Source organism: Bacillus sp. PK6-026 (assembly GCF_054161455.1).
The window spans coordinates 3307501-3322069 of the sequence record NZ_CP096418.1 but is presented as its reverse complement, the minus strand read 5'-3'; the positions used below and the strand labels follow the sequence as shown (position 1 = coordinate 3322069).

Genomic DNA, 14569 nt, shown 5'->3' with positions numbered 1-14569 from the left:
CAAACTTTACGTAATGAGGAGGCTGCTTTTATGAGTCACACACTTTTCATTGACGGAAAGTGGGTGGGCGCCAAAAAAGGCGAAACCCGCCAAATTATCAACCCTTACAATCAAGAGCATATTGAAACCGTCAGTGAAGGAGACAGAGAAGACGCTGTTCGGGCGATTGCCGCAGCGCGCCGCGCCTTTGACGACGGCGAGTGGGCGAATACGCCGGGTCTTGAACGAGGCAACATCGTATTAAAGATCGCCGAACTGATCAGACGCGACCACGAAGAGCTGGCAGAGCTTGAATCGCTTGACACCGGCAAGACGCTTGAAGAAAGCAGAGCCGATATGGATGATATTGCAAACGTATTTCAATATTATGCAGGGCTTGCGGATAAAGATGGCGGAGAAGTCATTTCTTCACCGATTCCCGATTCTAAAAGCGAAATTGTCAGGGAGCCGGTCGGTGTCTGCGGGCAGATCACCCCATGGAATTATCCGCTCCTGCAGGCAAGCTGGAAAATCGCTCCGGCTTTGGCGGCGGGCAACACAATCGTTGTCAAACCAAGTGAAATCACACCGTTGACAACCATTAAGATCTTCAAGCTGATGGAAGAAGCCGGTGTGCCTAAAGGGGTTGCCAACCTTGTTCTCGGCCCCGGAGCCACTGTCGGAGATGAACTTGCCAGAAATACAGACGTCGACTTAATTTCCTTCACCGGCGGAATTGAAACCGGAAAGAAAATCATGCAGGCTGCAAGTACGAATGTGAAAAAAATTGCGCTTGAGCTTGGCGGAAAAAATCCGAATATTGTGTTTAAAGACGCAGATTTTGACGTAGCGGTTGACCAGGCGCTGAATGCGGTATTCTTCCACGCAGGACAGGTTTGCTCCGCGGGTGCTCGTCTTCTCGTTGAAGAATCCATTCATGACGAGTTTGTCGCAGAGCTTGTCAAGCGTGCGAAAAAAATCAAACTTGGCAACGGATTCCACGAGGAGACACAGAGCGGTCCGCTCATTTCAGCTGAGCACCGCAGCAAAATTGAAAAATATGTAGAAATTGGCCTGCAAGAAGGCGCCAAGCTGGAAACAGGCGGAAAGCGTCCGGAGGACCCTGAACTTGCAAATGGATTCTTCTATCTGCCGACGATCTTCTCGGGCTGTACATCAGATATGAGAATCGTTCAGGAAGAAGTATTCGGTCCTGTATTAACAGTTGAATCATTCAAAACAGAAGAAGAAGTGGTCTCACTTGCAAACGATACGATTTACGGCCTTGCCGGCGCCGTTTGGTCAAAAGACATCGAAAAAGCGGAACGCGTCGCTGCCAAACTGCGCATGGGAACCGTCTGGATCAATGACTTCCACCCTTATTTCGCACAAGCGCCTTGGGGAGGTTACAAGCAATCAGGCATCGGCCGCGAACTTGGCCGCATGGGCCTTGAAGAATACACAGAAGTGAAGCACGTCTACCGCAATACGAAACCGGCGGCTGTCAATTGGTTTAAAGCATAAGAAGGAGGAAATGATTCATGACTTTAAATATGAAAGTAGAAGCGATGAACAAATTCCACACGTTTGAAATCCCGACCGTCATTAAGCACGGAATCGGAGCCGTTAAACATGTGGGTGAAGAAGTGAAAAAACTTGGCGTTTCAAAAGCACTGCTTGTCACAGACCCCGGCATCTACAAAGCAGGTGTAACAAACCCGGTCGTTGAATCCCTTCAAGAAGCAGGCGTTGAAGTTGTCGTCTTTAATAAAGTCGAGCCGAATCCGCCTGTCCGTCTTGTCGCTGAAGGTTCCAAACTGTATGCTGAAGAAAACTGCGACGGCCTTGTAGCAGTCGGCGGCGGAAGCTCAATGGATACGGCGAAAGCGATCGGAGTCGAAGCCACTCATGAAGGCTCGGTTCTTGACTATGAAGCGGCAGAAGGAAAGAAGCCTCTTGAAAACCGGATTCCTCCGCTTACAACGATCCCGACGACTGCCGGAACCGGCTCAGAAGTTACACAATGGGCGGTTATCACAGATGAAGAGCGTGAATTTAAATTCAATACGGGCGGCCCGCTGATTGCTGCTCACTTGACAGTTATCGATCCTGAATTGCATGTATCAATGCCTCCGCACGTCACAGCGATGACCGGCGTTGACGCTTTGGCTCACGCCATCGAGTGCTATACGATGAAATTTGCTCAGCCGATAACTGACGCGGTGGCCCTTCTTGCCATCGAATACGGCGCACATTACATCCGCAGAGCGTTTGCCGATGGGGAAGATCTTGAAGCGAGATACGGCATGGCGCAGGCGGCTATGCTTGCAGGCCTTTCTTACGGAAGCGAATCTGCAGGCGCTGCTCACGCGATGAGCCAGACGCTCGGAGGAATCATTCCTGTCGCGCACGGCCAATGTGTGGCGGCGATGATGGGTCCTGTAATGGAATACAACTGGAAAGGCTACCCTGAAAAATTTGCCCGCATTGCAAAAGCGTTCGGCATTGACACAAGCGGCATGTCTACAGTGGAAGCGGCTAAAGCTGCAGTGAACTGGATGTATCAGCTTGTGGAAGACTTGGAGATTCCTAGTCTTGAAGAGCAAGGCGTATCACCTGACATGATCGACCGCCTTTCAAAAGAAGCGATGAAAGATCCGCAAACGGTCGGAAACCCGAGAGACCTGAACGAAAAAGCGTACAATTGGATTTACAAACGCTGCTTTAATCTAACCCCGAAAACTGTATAAAGAAATGCATGAATCCCGCTGTGTGAACGCACAGCGGGCTTTCTCAATTTGAGAAAAAAAGGGATGCATTGTAAAATAAATCACATCTTGAAAAAAGGGGATGGGTTGAATGTGGAAAAAGCACACGGCTGTTGCAGAGAACGTATACATAGCGGACACACCGTCATTTGTGACAGAGAAACAAGAAAAGATTGTGATTGATTATGGGGGAATACCGGGTGATCTGCATTTTGGACTGACGAAAAAAGCGGGAGCAAGGGAGCCGATGTATAAAAGAGGGACGGAGATTTTCAACAGGAGGCAGATTTCAATTGTCTCGGTCGAAGAGTGTCTTGAGATTGCCGGACGGCTGAACGTTCCTGCGGTCCTTCCGGAATGGCTCGGGGCTAATATCGCATTAAGCGGACTGCCTGATTTAACTTCATTAAGAGAAGGAAGCAGAATCGTTTTTCCAAGCGGCGCCTCTCTGTTGAGCGAGGGTGAGAACGAGCCGTGCATTCAGCCCGGAGAAGTCATTCAGGAGCAGTTTCCCGACAAACCGAAGCTTGCTTCGCGCTTTGTGCGCCATGCGATCGGAAGAAGGGGAATCGTCTGCGTCGTCGAACGCCCCGGCTTGATCCATCAAGGCGACCAGGCAGAAGTGTGGGCGTATTCGCCTGCTGCCACGAAAGACGCCAGGTCGTTTGCCTGAGCGGATGAAAAGCCCCGGGCCTCTAAAGCCGGGGCTTTCCGTGTATTATAATAGTTTCTGTTTGATTTCCTTGATCTGTTTAATATGTCTTCTTTCATGATGGCCGATGAAGTCGAGCCACTGTCTGACCGTAAGCTCTTCGAAAACCGGATGCGGCAGCACCCTTTGAAAATCTTCATCATGAAAGGCGGCGATGACTGAAGTTAATTGTGTTCTGACATTGTCGAGCTCAGCTTTGAGGGTTAAAGCATCCGCCGTTTTTCTTTCAGGCTCTGCATATGGGGGCGCCTTTCGTTTGGAGCTTCTGTCTTCCGACTGATGCACCGGTTTATCTTCGATTGTTTTGACCGGTGCATGCTTGATTTGTTCCTTTAGGATTTGAAGTGCCATCAGGTCGATTTTTTTCAGGTGGTCGATCACTTCTTGAATGCTCCATTCGTCCTCCGAGGGCCTTTTATTCAGCGTTTCGTCTGACAGGCCTTGAATCTCGCTCCAAAGTTCTTTTCTCGCTTCATTAAAAATGCTCATCATATCCCCTCCTGTTTTTACTGTACCATATCGCAGGCTGGTAAAATAACCAAAAAACACTCGATTTTCGCAACGCCTTCGGATATGCTTAAGAAAAATGAATAGAAGGAAGGATTTATTTGAGAACAACATTGTACCCGTATATCGCATTAGTGGTCGGGGTGCTGGCTGTGTCTTCCTCCGCCATCTTTGTCAGACTGTCAACGGCTGACGCTGGAATCATCGCTTTTTATCGTCTCTTTTTTTCCGCTTTGCTGATCTTTCCTTTTTTCTGGGGAAAAAGAAAAGAAGTCTTGAGTTTTTCGAAAAAGGACTGGCTGTTTTCAGCGGCAGCGGGGTTCTTTTTGGCATTTCATTTTATTTTATGGTTTCGTTCGCTTGAATACACCTCAGTGGCGAGCTCGGTTGTTCTTGTGACGCTGCAGCCGATTTTTTCTTTTATCGGTACATACTTTTTATTTAAAGAAAGAGTGTCGTTCGCTGGAATCATCAGTGCGCTTCTCGCGATCGGCGGAAGCGCGTACATCAGCTGGGGGGATTTCAAAGTAAGCGGCCAGGCGCTCTACGGCGACATTCTTGCACTATTGGCGTGTGCGCTTGTGACGGCATATTTGCTGTTTGGCCAGCATGTCAGAAAACGCCACAGTTTGACCGTTTACACGTTTATTGTGTATGGAATCAGCGCCATCACTTTATGCCTGTACTGTCTGTTTTCGGGCGCCGCCTTTTTTTCTTATCCTGCGTCAGATTGGGGGTATTTCTTTCTGCTTGCCGTCATTCCGACTTTGCTCGGGCACTCGCTGTTTAACTGGGTGCTGAAATGGCTGAGCACAAATATGATTTCTGTGGCGATTTTATTTGAACCTGTCGGAGCGGTTGCGCTGGCGTATTGGATTTTAGACGAATCCGTCATGATGACGCAGGTGATCGGCGGAGCGGTCATTTTTTCAGGTATTATCTTGTTCATGGCCTCGCAAAGCATGAGGAAAAACACCGTCCCGTCCGTGAAAGGGAAAACACATAAGGCGCTTTAAAGTTTGCACCTTATCCGGTCAAAATATCTTCGCTTGAATAGCGGATGTTTTCCTGTTCAGGTCTGGCCAGGGAAAACGCCAATGTGAGCGGTCCGAGTTTTCCGAGAAACATAATGAAAATAATCAGTATCTTTCCGACAGGGGTCAGGTCAGCCGTAATCCCCATTGACAGGCCGACCGTGCCGAAGGCTGATACGACTTCAAACAAAATCGCCAAAAACGGCTTAGGTTCTGTCATATTTAAAATAAAGACAGCCGCTAAAATCAACAGCACACTGATAGTCGAAATAGCGAGCGAACGAATGATCAATTGGTCTTTCAGCGTTTTTTTTGCTATCGAAATATGTTTTTTGCCTTTTAAAAAAGTGATAACCGACAGGAGAATGACAAGAAACGTCGTCAGCTTGATTCCTCCGCCGGTGGATGCACTCCCCGCTCCGACAAACATAAGAAGGAGCAAAAGTGTGATCGTGCTTTCGTGCAGGCTTCCGATATCTGTCGTGTTAAACCCGGCTGTTCGCGGGGTCACGGCCTGAAAATAGGCGCCCCAAAGTTTTTCAGCTGGCGGAAGCATGCCGAGCGTTTTTTGATTTTGATACTCCAGCAGAAAAATAAAGATCAAGGCTGACAAATTGATGATAAACGTACCGTATATCATCAATTTCGAATGAAGGCTTAACTTTTTCAAGCTCCGCTTATGCCATAGATCAGACAATACGGTAAACCCTATCCCGCCGATGATAAACAAAAAACTGATCACCAAGTTGACGAGCGGATCGCTTTTATACCGTATTAAACTGTCCGGCCAAATGGAAAATCCCGCATTGTTAAAGGCGGAAACCGCGTGGAACAGGCTGTAGTAGACACCGCGTGCGAAACCGTATTCAGGAACCCATTTGACAGCCAGTATGACCATGGCCAGCATTTCAATTGCGAAGGAGTAAATAAACAAACTCTTGATGAGCTTAATGATCCCGCCTAAAGAAGTTTGATTGAGAGACTGTTGAATCAACAGCCGTTCTTTCAGGCCGATTTTTTCCCGAGCATGATAAAAATGAGCACTGCAAATGACATGATGCCGAGTCCCCCGATCTGGATGAGAACGAGGATCATGAGCTGACCGAACAACGTATAATCCGTGCCTGTATCAACGACGGCTAGGCCGGTAACAGTCATCGCCGATGTCGATGTAAAAAGCGTATCAATCCAGCCTATGGGTTTAGACGTCGCTGCCGGGGTCTTCAATAAAAGAGTTCCTAATATGATGAAAAATAAAAACACCAGCACGAGCAGTTGGGACGGGCTTAATTGAATCTGTTTAAACTTCACGGTTAATCGCCCTTTTTTTCAAAGGTCTCAATATCTTTGTTTTGCCCGATCACAATCAAAATATCGTTTTCGTATATCAAGTCATCAGCGCTCGGTGCGATGATGAAATGCCCGTCTCTTTTTATGCCGACGATGTTGCAGCCGAAGTTGGCGCGTACATCGATATCCCCCAGGCTTCTTTTGTCCAGCTTTTTTGTTGCCACAATTTCGACGATGCTGTAATTTGGCGACAGCTCAACAAAATCGATCATCTTTTCCGAGGTGATATGGCTGGCTATCCGCTTGGCCATATCTTTTTCGGGATGAATGATACGATGGACGCCGATTTTATGGAGAACCTTTTGGTGATAGTCATTTTGCGCTTTCGTCCATACTTTGGGAACGCCCATTTCAATCAGCAAAAGCGAAGTCAGAATGCTTGCTTCAATGTCATCGCCGAATGATACAAAGGCGTGATCGATGTTGCGTATTCCGATTTGTTTCAATGTATTTTCATCAACGGCATTGGCGCAAATGGTGTAGGTTGCATAAGCAGAATATTCGTTTACTTTTTCTTCGGATTTGTCGATGCCTAAAACTTCCGCCCCTTTTGCGTGGAAGGCTTTGACAAGACTGCCGCCGAACTGACCGAGCCCGAAAACGGCATAAGATTTCTGCATCCGTGTTCACCCTTTTATCTGTTTTTCTTATAGTGTTTACTTTTTTAAAAGAAAAACACACAGGGATGTACAAGAATCCGGAAGTGTGCGAATCCGGAGAGCCGCCTTGAGGCGGCTTCGGTTTCAGCTGAGCGAGCCTCCGGTTTCGCGAATGTCTTTTTCGTGAAGGGCAGAGACGACGGCGGCTAGCCTCAGCCCTTCGACGATCGTTTCAAGGCTGAGGCTCGGCTCGTGCTTATCGACTGTTTGTTCGGGGAGATACGGAATGTGGATGAACCCTCCGCGGATGTTTGCCGAGGTGCGGTCTATACGGTGCATTAACTGGTAAAAAAGATGGTTGCATACGAATGTTCCAGCTGAATTAGAGACGGAGGCCGGGATTCCGTTTTTTCTCAACTCTTTCACAACGAGTTTGATCGGAAGCGCGGACCAGTAAGCTGCAGGCCCGTCTGCCGCGATCGGTTCATCGATCGGTTCCCGTTTTTCATTATCCGGAATGCGGGCGTCATCGATGTTGATTGCGATGCGTTCCGGAGTAATGTGAGCCCGGCCGCCTGCTTGTCCTACACAAATGACGATATCGGGATGGTGCTTTTCGATCGCTTTTTCCAAAACGGCCGCTGAATGATGAAAAACGGTCGGGATCTGCTCCGCCACGATAGAGACGCCTTCGACTTTTTCTCCGTTCAGCCGTTTTACAGCTTCCCAAGACGGATTGACCGTTTCTCCCCCGAAGGGGTCAAAACCTGTCAGCAGTACTTTCTTTCCCATATCGATCCCTCCTGAATATGAATATAAAGTGCAAAATACCCATTCAGAAGATGTCTGAATGGGTATTTTTTAAAATATTTTATGCTCCTGATCCCCGGGATGCCAGAAGTACCTGATCTCCTTGAGAAGCCGCTTCCGGTGCATGGTTTACGAATGAAAAGCTGATAACTGCGCCTAATACAACTGCTGTTAATAATACTTTTTTCATTTTATTCTCCTCCTCTTCCAGCGAGCTTGCTCGCCTTGTCTGTTTTAATGTAAAAGTATATGGCTTCTTCATATAACTTTTCTCGCCTGTAGTAATTCGCTACATCCATCAATAATTCCTCCAAATCTACCCAGGCTTTTTCATTTTCTAACTGGTGAACATAGTCCTTGATTATTTCCAGTTTATTCTGTGTATCAGAATATAATGTATATAAAATTTTGAATTTCAATTCGAAAATTTCGCTGTTCATTTCCCGGGATTTTTTAAAGCCCACTTCGATCCATTTAAATGCTTGTTTGTGTGCGTTGGTTTTGAAAAGAGACCTTGTGTTTTCATAAACGCAAAGAAGGTAAGCATACTTGGCTTTCGTTTCAAAATCTTTGATTGCAAAAGCTTTATTGTAATACTTTAGCGCTTCCTCCTGCTTGTCTTCCTTACTCTTCAAAAAGCCCATATTATAGTAGGTACACGGTAAAAGGAATTGGTCGCCGATTTTTTCGGTTTTTTCGATCGCTTCTTTTAATAATACTTCACTTTCGGAGAACTTAAATTGGTCAATATAATTGAGCCCGATCAGCATTTTGCAGTTGATGACCCGCTTGGCATACCCGTCATACCCTTGAAAGATGCCGGAGGCAATGTTGATGTGATGAATCGACAGCCATGTCGCTTTTAAGTTGTAATACAAAACACCGATTTTATAATGAAATTCAGCTTTTTCAATTTCATTTTGAATGACGCTCAGTCTTTTTTCCGCTATTCTGAAAAAATTGAGCGCTTCTGTATGGTTTTGCTTGTAGTCCTCATAAATCCCTTTAAACAGGTAAAAATAATAATTCAGCTTGTCGTCCGTACTTTTTGGATCTTTGTCTTGAAAACTGATGGCCTCCAATTTTTCGGTGGAAGATTGGGAGATATCTTCAAGAAGGAGCCTTAAGCGAAAATCGAGCATTTGATAATAGAGTAGAACGTCATGATCTTCTTCCATTTTTTCAATTGCTTTATCTATGTCATCTTTCATTTCGATTGAGCCTGAAATGTCTCTTTTTTTCATCAGTATGTACCAGTCGTTGAGCATATTGGCGACTTCTTGTGAAGCCACGGCTTTGGCCATTCTCTTCCCTCCAATCTTTGTGAATTTTTTGTAAATTGAAGTTCTATTAATCATAGCATAAACTGCTGCCGTCTGTGAATAACGCTGAAATGCAAGTTCGCCGGTGAAAAGTTCATTTCTGAAATTAAATCGTCATTTTCCAAAAAAAGTGCGCGAAAAAAGCGAAAACCGCGCCAAGCGGAATACAGGAGATCATTGCGGTTCCGTTGACCAGCCCGTCAGCTCCGCTTATTTTCAGGGCTTCCCGGTAGCCTATTAAAAAGTGGATGATCGATAGGACGTAACATAAGAGCATCATATAGTAAGGGTTCATTTGCATACCTCCTCTATTCGCTTTACTATATTACATTCAATAGAGGGGAAGATTATGCCTGTTTAAACAGGAAAAAGAACAAAATATTATAGACGAAAAGATTTTCAATTACAATACATGTTTTTAAAAATATTTCCACTATAATCAAAATGAAAGATAAATTTAGGGGGTCATAAGAAATGAAAAAAAGGCTGATGTCACTATTGGTCTGCATCCTGGTTTTAGTGCCGGCAGCTGGTGCTTTTGCCGCGCCGAAACAGGCCGAGCTTCAAGAGTATCTTGAAGAAATAGGAATGAAAGAAAAAGAATTGGAAGCTTATTTACAGGATACATATGATGAAAGTTTAAAAGATTTTGAGTCGGTGGAAGAGTTGAAAGATTTTTTAGGGGAAAGACTGACTAATCAACTTTTGGCATCCTATTTAAAAGAATACGGATTGAGCGAAAAAGAAGCGGCTGACCTTTTTGTTGAAAATGGCTATATGGAAAGCGGCCAAAACATTCTCGACGTGTTTATGTTTGAATACGAATTGGACGATGCGCTTTTCACTGTGACATATGAAGAAGACGATTTTCAGATCGGGAACCTGTTTCAAGAATTGGGTGTGGATGATCAGGAGTGGGAAAGGCTCGTGAATCATCTCCGAAAGGTGCGCGATAAAAATCCAAACCTTGAAAATGATTTGATGGCTCTTGGAGAACGTCTTGAAACGGTAGCCGATTTCGAGTCTGTATCAGAGCTCTCAGCTCAGGATATCGCTGAAATGCTATCCATTTTAAACGATCTTCAGAAGACGCTTGAAGTGAAAACAAAATACTATCTTGTTAAAGACGGAAAGAAAAAAGAAGTGTCTTTGACAACGCTTGTCAGCGCGGAAGATCTGAAGGGAGCAAGCCTTCTGGTGGAAGTATACGATCTGCAAGGCAACTTCATTTTGGATGTATTGCTGACGCCTGACATGATCGGATCTGATTTAATTCATGATACAGGGTCAAAAGTGAAGCAAACCCAAACGGCTGTCAAACATGATTCAAAGCCATCTCATGTGAAAAAGACGGTTAAAGGTGCAAAGCTTCCAAAGACAGCCGGGCATTACGCGGAATGGTCGATCTTAGGCGCCGTTCTGATGTTTGGCGGATTCTTCATGATCAGAAGGCTTCGCAAAGCGGCTTAACATGTCACTTCCCATTCTAATTATGTAGAGAATGGGAAGTTTTTATAAGGAGTGAAAGGAAATTAAGGCACATCGAAAAAAAATCATCTGGCTCGCAGCTATTGTGATGGTTGTGTGCGGCGCTTATTTTACAACAACGAATGTGTTCAAGTTAATGCACGGCTACGCTCTTTTTTCATTTCAGCAGATGAAAGAAGAAGAAAAGCCTGAAAAACCTCCGATTCAGACGGCGAAAAAAGAAAAAACGGTGATTGATCAAACATTTAAAACCGGGGAGAAAATCGGTGATCTTGTCATTCCGAAAATCAATGCAAGGATTCCTATATATCACGGGACAGATGAAGACGAGCTGCAAAAAGGCGTGGGCCATTTCGCTGGTTCCGTTCTGCCTGGAGAAGATGACAACTCGGTTTTATCAGGCCACCGGGATACGGTTTTCCGAAAACTCGGCCGAGTGGGGAAGGGCGATCAGTTAATTGTTGAAGCTTCCTACGGAACTTTTACATACAAAGTGAAAAAGGTGCGGATCGTGGATGCGGATGACCGGACGGTGATTGTACCAAAGCCGAGAGCAACATTGACGGTTTCCACCTGCTATCCTTTTGACTTTATCGGTTCAGCACCGGAGCGGTATATATTGGTCGCAGATTTGATTAAATCATAAAAAAACAGCGGAATCTCAGGCGAGTCCGCTGTTTTTTATGCTATCTCATGTCTGATCTGTTTTCCAAGAGTTTTGGCGCGGTTAGCAGCAGTAAACAAAGGACAATTGTGCAGACAATGAAAGACGGAAGCATATATGTTCCATTATATACCAAGGAATAAATCCATACCGGAGTGCCTTCAGGCGCATAGTTTCCAAAAAAGACAGCGCCGCTGATGACATGAGCGAGAAATTTCAGTCCGCTTCCGAGAAAGACGGCCAGCGTAACATAGAAAATGATCTTTCCTTTTTGTTTCTCGACTGAAGCATTTCTGATCGATCCGGCAAAAAAGCCGCCGATTCCCGCGGCTGTAGGCGCGATAAAATAATCAAGAAGAAGCTGCAGAGGATGATAAACGTAAAATCCTCCAGTGACAAACTGAAGCAATCCGGCTAAAAACCCGGTTGCCAGCCCTGCCTTCAGCCCCCATCTAAAGGAAATCAGGAAGATCGGAATCATCATGACGGCGATTGAACCGCCTTGAGGCATTTTTAAAAACATTCCGGACACCATATCAAGTATAAGTGCTATTCCTGTCATAAACGCAATTTCAATCAGCTGTACAAGTTGTTTAGATTGATTCATCATAACCCTCACTTTTGATGAACAAAGGGATACTGGACTTCTTTCCCAATAAAAAAAGCAATGCGGGGAAGGAGTAGGAAAGTTTTCCACGCACTGCTTTGGATGCAATTAGAAATGACTTTGCCACATCCCTACGCCAGCGTTAACTAACAGGTTCAAAGGGTCAGAACGGTCGTTCACTCTCAGCCTCGAGGCTCCCCTTGTGGTCATCAAGTTATTTAGTTATATTCTACTATACTAAAAAAAGAAACGGACGACAAGCTGATTTTTCGAAAAATTTTGCTTAATTTCTCCAATATGTAGCAATGCAAACATCTTTTCCTTTATAATAGAACGTATTCGTACGTACAAGATCAGTAAAGGGTTGATCTGATGAGTGAACCTACAAAATACAGCATGGTGAAAAATAAAATTAAATCGTGGATATATGAAGGCAAAGTGAAGCCGGGGGAAAAAATTCATTCGGAAAACGAATTGATGAAAATATTTGATGTAAGCAGGCACACGATCCGGCAAGCGATTGGCGACCTTGTTCATGAAGGGCTTTTATACAGAGAGCAGGGCTCAGGGACGTATTGCTCTCACCGTCTTCAGCTTTCTGAAAAAGGAAGGGAAAGAAATAAGATGATCGGGGTTATTACGACTTACCTTTCGGATTACATTTTTCCTTCTATTATAAGAGGAATCGAATCGTCACTGTCCAGCGAAGGATACACCCTTGTCGTCGCGAGCACCAATAATGACATTGAAAAAGAAAAACAATGCCTTGTGAATATGCTCGATAAAAAAATTGCTGGGTTGATCGTGGAGCCGACGAAAACAGGAAGCTTTAACCCGAATTTAAGTTACTATCTGACGCTTGAACAACATCATATTCCGTATTTGATGATTAACCAATTTTATCAGGAGCTAAATCCGCCCCATTTCATTTTGGATGATGAACACGGCGGCTTTATCGCCACTGAGCATTTGATTAAACTCGGCCATGAAAAAGTGTTCGGTTTCTTTAAACAGGACGATATGCAGGGCGCCAACCGGATGAAAGGATTTATCCGTGCTTTCAGAGAAAACGGCTTGTCGTTTTACCCTGAAATGGTCGTGACGTACACAACAGAGAACAAAAAACAAAAAACGATAGCTGAAGCCAGGAAGCGGCTTTCTTCATCAGACCGTCCGACTGCCATATTCTGCTATAATGACGAGATAGCGCTTTTGGTGTTGGATGTCGTGAGGGAATTCGGTTTGAAAGTGCCGGAAGACATTTCGATTGTCGGATATGACAACTCACATTTGAGCGAGGCATCTGAAGTGAAGCTGACGTCAGTCACTCATCCGAAAATGCAGATGGGGATTGAGGCGGCAAAATGGATGATTGCCAAAGTTGAGGGACGCAACACGAATCAGCTTGAACATTCCACCGTCTACAAACCTGAACTGGTTGTCAGACATTCGACCGCCAAGCTGAAAAGGTAGGCTGCACAATCTTTATCCGCCAACCAGCGTGAATGAAAATGAGAAGAATATATATTCTGTTACAAAGCTCCGGAATGAGGAGCTTTTTATTCAAGTAAAAGCTGATAACGGAGAGTTTAATGTCATCCTCGAAGCTTTGGACCATGTGCAGCTTTAGTAAATCAATTTTTAAAGACCGCTGTATACTTTTATATAGAAGAAAGCAGTAAGAAGAAATAAATGCTGTCAACTGCCTGAGGTCGAGATGATCAGGAATCATCTGAGTCCAAATCATTTGATTATTATTTTTTTAAAAAAGCTATTGTGAAAAACGAAAATAGATGTTATATTAGTATCCGCCCCTAAAAAGGAGGCTTTATAAAAACAACTTCGAAAATCTTTTGAAAAAAGTTGTTGACATTCACGATGATAGAATGTTATATTAGTAAAGTCGCTTCTTCGAGAGGCGGAAATGATCTTTGAAAACTAAACAAGACAAAACGTACCTGTTAATTCATTAAATAAATCGCACACATGTTGTGCGTAGTCATTATCAAACTTCATGGAGAGTTTGATCCTGGCTCAGGACGAACGCTGGCGGCGTGCCTAATACATGCAAGTCGAGCGGACAGATGGGAGCTTGCTCCCTGATGTTAGCGGCGGACGGGTGAGTAACACGTGGGTAACCTGCCTGTAAGACTGGGATAACTCCGGGAAACCGGGGCTAATACCAGATGCTTGATTGAACCGCATGGTTCAATTATAAAAGGTGGCTTTTAGCTACCACTTACAGATGGACCCGCGGCGCATTAGCTAGTTGGTGAGGTAACGGCTCACCAAGGCGACGATGCGTAGCCGACCTGAGAGGGTGATCGGCCACACTGGGACTGAGACACGGCCCAGACTCCTACGGGAGGCAGCAGTAGGGAATCTTCCGCAATGGACGAAAGTCTGACGGAGCAACGCCGCGTGAGTGATGAAGGTTTTCGGATCGTAAAACTCTGTTGTTAGGGAAGAACAAGTACCGTTCGAATAGGGCGGTACCTTGACGGTACCTAACCAGAAAGCCACGGCTAACTACGTGCCAGCAGCCGCGGTAATACGTAGGTGGCAAGCGTTGTCCGGAATTATTGGGCGTAAAGCGCGCGCAGGCGGTTTCTTAAGTCTGATGTGAAAGCCCCCGGCTCAACCGGGGAGGGTCATTGGAAACTGGGGAACTTGAGTGCAGAAGAGGAGAGTGGAATTCCACGTGTAGCGGTGAAATGCGTAGAGATGTG

The 14569-nt window shown here is 45.2% G+C and carries 14 protein-coding genes, 1 rRNA gene, 1 pseudogene and 1 riboswitch (1 of these 17 cut by a window edge); of the genes and pseudogenes, 8 read left to right on the top strand and 8 right to left on the bottom strand.

Features of this window, described 5'->3' with window-relative positions; genetic code table 11:
* The first annotated feature begins 30 nt into the window (after window positions 1-30).
* From betB to M1D59_RS16935, 3 genes are all read left to right on the top strand, one after another.
* On the top strand, window positions 31-1503 hold the full coding sequence (betB, locus tag M1D59_RS16945; RefSeq protein ID WP_458117545.1) for a betaine-aldehyde dehydrogenase: 1473 nt from the start codon (window positions 31-33) through the stop codon (window positions 1501-1503).
* Between the two features lie 17 nt (window positions 1504-1520).
* A complete protein-coding gene (locus tag M1D59_RS16940; protein ID WP_020452714.1) occupies window positions 1521-2729 on the top strand; it encodes an iron-containing alcohol dehydrogenase in 1209 nt (402 codons plus the stop codon).
* A 109-nt stretch (window positions 2730-2838) separates the two neighbouring features.
* Window positions 2839-3420: an MOSC domain-containing protein gene (locus tag M1D59_RS16935; RefSeq protein WP_020452713.1), complete on the top strand. Its 582-nt coding sequence runs from the start codon at window positions 2839-2841 to the stop codon at window positions 3418-3420.
* A 45-nt stretch (window positions 3421-3465) separates the two neighbouring features.
* Here the strand turns inward: M1D59_RS16935 and M1D59_RS16930 are convergent, their stop codons facing one another.
* Window positions 3466-3951 (bottom strand): DinB family protein, encoded by a 486-nt coding sequence (locus tag M1D59_RS16930; protein WP_033155020.1) that lies wholly within the window; start codon window positions 3949-3951, stop codon window positions 3466-3468.
* 116 nt (window positions 3952-4067) lie between these two features.
* On the opposite strand from M1D59_RS16930, the gene M1D59_RS16925 reads away from it, so the two are divergent.
* The gene (locus M1D59_RS16925) at window positions 4068-4982 is read left to right on the top strand and encodes a DMT family transporter (RefSeq protein WP_020452711.1); all 915 of its coding nucleotides are present in this window, start codon (window positions 4068-4070) and stop codon (window positions 4980-4982) included.
* Between the two features lie 10 nt (window positions 4983-4992).
* Here the strand turns inward: M1D59_RS16925 and M1D59_RS16920 are convergent.
* The 6 genes and pseudogenes from M1D59_RS16920 to M1D59_RS16895 form a co-directional block, all read right to left on the bottom strand.
* Window positions 4993-6311 (bottom strand): annotated as a pseudogene (locus tag M1D59_RS16920) (TrkH family potassium uptake protein).
* Between the two features lie 2 nt (window positions 6312-6313).
* On the bottom strand, window positions 6314-6970 hold the full coding sequence (locus tag M1D59_RS16915; protein ID WP_020452710.1) for a potassium channel family protein: 657 nt from the start codon (window positions 6968-6970) through the stop codon (window positions 6314-6316).
* 123 nt (window positions 6971-7093) lie between these two features.
* The gene (gene pcp, locus M1D59_RS16910) at window positions 7094-7741 is read right to left on the bottom strand and encodes a pyroglutamyl-peptidase I (RefSeq protein WP_020452709.1); all 648 of its coding nucleotides are present in this window, start codon (window positions 7739-7741) and stop codon (window positions 7094-7096) included.
* A 79-nt stretch (window positions 7742-7820) separates the two neighbouring features.
* The gene (locus M1D59_RS16905; protein ID WP_023856006.1) at window positions 7821-7949 is read right to left on the bottom strand and encodes a hypothetical protein; all 129 of its coding nucleotides are present in this window, start codon (window positions 7947-7949) and stop codon (window positions 7821-7823) included.
* 1 nt (window position 7950) lies between these two features.
* Window positions 7951-9063, bottom strand: coding sequence for a response regulator aspartate phosphatase (locus M1D59_RS16900; protein WP_020452708.1), 1113 nt, complete (start codon window positions 9061-9063; stop codon window positions 7951-7953).
* A gap of 124 nt (window positions 9064-9187) precedes the next feature.
* A complete protein-coding gene (locus M1D59_RS16895; RefSeq protein WP_003184678.1) occupies window positions 9188-9376 on the bottom strand; it encodes a hypothetical protein in 189 nt (62 codons plus the stop codon).
* Between the two features lie 179 nt (window positions 9377-9555).
* Between M1D59_RS16895 and M1D59_RS16890 the strand changes: the two genes are divergently transcribed.
* Window positions 9556-10551, top strand: coding sequence for a processed acidic surface protein (locus M1D59_RS16890; RefSeq protein ID WP_458117544.1), 996 nt, complete (start codon window positions 9556-9558; stop codon window positions 10549-10551).
* 106 nt (window positions 10552-10657) lie between these two features.
* Entirely contained in the window at window positions 10658-11215 is a 558-nt protein-coding gene (locus M1D59_RS16885) for a class D sortase (RefSeq protein WP_023856005.1), read from the top strand.
* A gap of 40 nt (window positions 11216-11255) precedes the next feature.
* On the opposite strand, the gene thiT is transcribed toward M1D59_RS16885, so the two are convergent.
* Window positions 11256-11840, bottom strand: a complete 585-nt coding sequence (gene thiT, locus M1D59_RS16880) for an energy-coupled thiamine transporter ThiT (RefSeq protein WP_020452705.1) — start codon at window positions 11838-11840, stop codon at window positions 11256-11258.
* Window positions 11841-11951: 111 nt separating this feature from the next.
* A riboswitch (TPP riboswitch) is annotated at window positions 11952-12051 on the bottom strand.
* Window positions 12052-12212: 161 nt separating this feature from the next.
* Between thiT and M1D59_RS16875 the strand changes: the two genes are divergently transcribed.
* Together M1D59_RS16875 and M1D59_RS16870 are read left to right on the top strand one after the other, a co-directional pair.
* Window positions 12213-13313, top strand: a complete 1101-nt coding sequence (locus tag M1D59_RS16875; protein WP_023856004.1) for a GntR family transcriptional regulator — start codon at window positions 12213-12215, stop codon at window positions 13311-13313.
* Between the two features lie 538 nt (window positions 13314-13851).
* Window positions 13852-14569, top strand: a 16S ribosomal RNA gene (locus tag M1D59_RS16870) (it continues 832 nt past the right edge of the window).

Bases quoted from the DNA above. Each gene is read 5' to 3' on its own strand.
- M1D59_RS16935 (WP_020452713.1), top strand. From the start codon at position 2,839: ATGTGGAAAAAGCACACGGCTGTTGCAGAGAACGTATACATAGCGGAC.
- M1D59_RS16875 (WP_023856004.1), top strand. From the start codon at position 12,213: ATGAGTGAACCTACAAAATACAGCATGGTGAAAAATAAAATTAAATCG.
- M1D59_RS16890 (WP_458117544.1), top strand. From the start codon at position 9,556: ATGAAAAAAAGGCTGATGTCACTATTGGTCTGCATCCTGGTTTTAGTG.
- M1D59_RS16930 (WP_033155020.1), bottom strand. From the start codon at position 3,951: ATGATGAGCATTTTTAATGAAGCGAGAAAAGAACTTTGGAGCGAGATT.
- M1D59_RS16900 (WP_020452708.1), bottom strand. From the start codon at position 9,063: ATGGCCAAAGCCGTGGCTTCACAAGAAGTCGCCAATATGCTCAACGAC.
- pcp (WP_020452709.1), bottom strand. From the start codon at position 7,741: ATGGGAAAGAAAGTACTGCTGACAGGTTTTGACCCCTTCGGGGGAGAA.
- M1D59_RS16940 (WP_020452714.1), top strand. From the start codon at position 1,521: ATGACTTTAAATATGAAAGTAGAAGCGATGAACAAATTCCACACGTTT.
- M1D59_RS16885 (WP_023856005.1), top strand. From the start codon at position 10,658: ATGGTTGTGTGCGGCGCTTATTTTACAACAACGAATGTGTTCAAGTTA.
- M1D59_RS16905 (WP_023856006.1), bottom strand. From the start codon at position 7,949: ATGAAAAAAGTATTATTAACAGCAGTTGTATTAGGCGCAGTTATCAGC.
- betB (WP_458117545.1), top strand. From the start codon at position 31: ATGAGTCACACACTTTTCATTGACGGAAAGTGGGTGGGCGCCAAAAAA.
- thiT (WP_020452705.1), bottom strand. From the start codon at position 11,840: ATGAATCAATCTAAACAACTTGTACAGCTGATTGAAATTGCGTTTATG.
- M1D59_RS16895 (WP_003184678.1), bottom strand. From the start codon at position 9,376: ATGAACCCTTACTATATGATGCTCTTATGTTACGTCCTATCGATCATC.
- M1D59_RS16915 (WP_020452710.1), bottom strand. From the start codon at position 6,970: ATGCAGAAATCTTATGCCGTTTTCGGGCTCGGTCAGTTCGGCGGCAGT.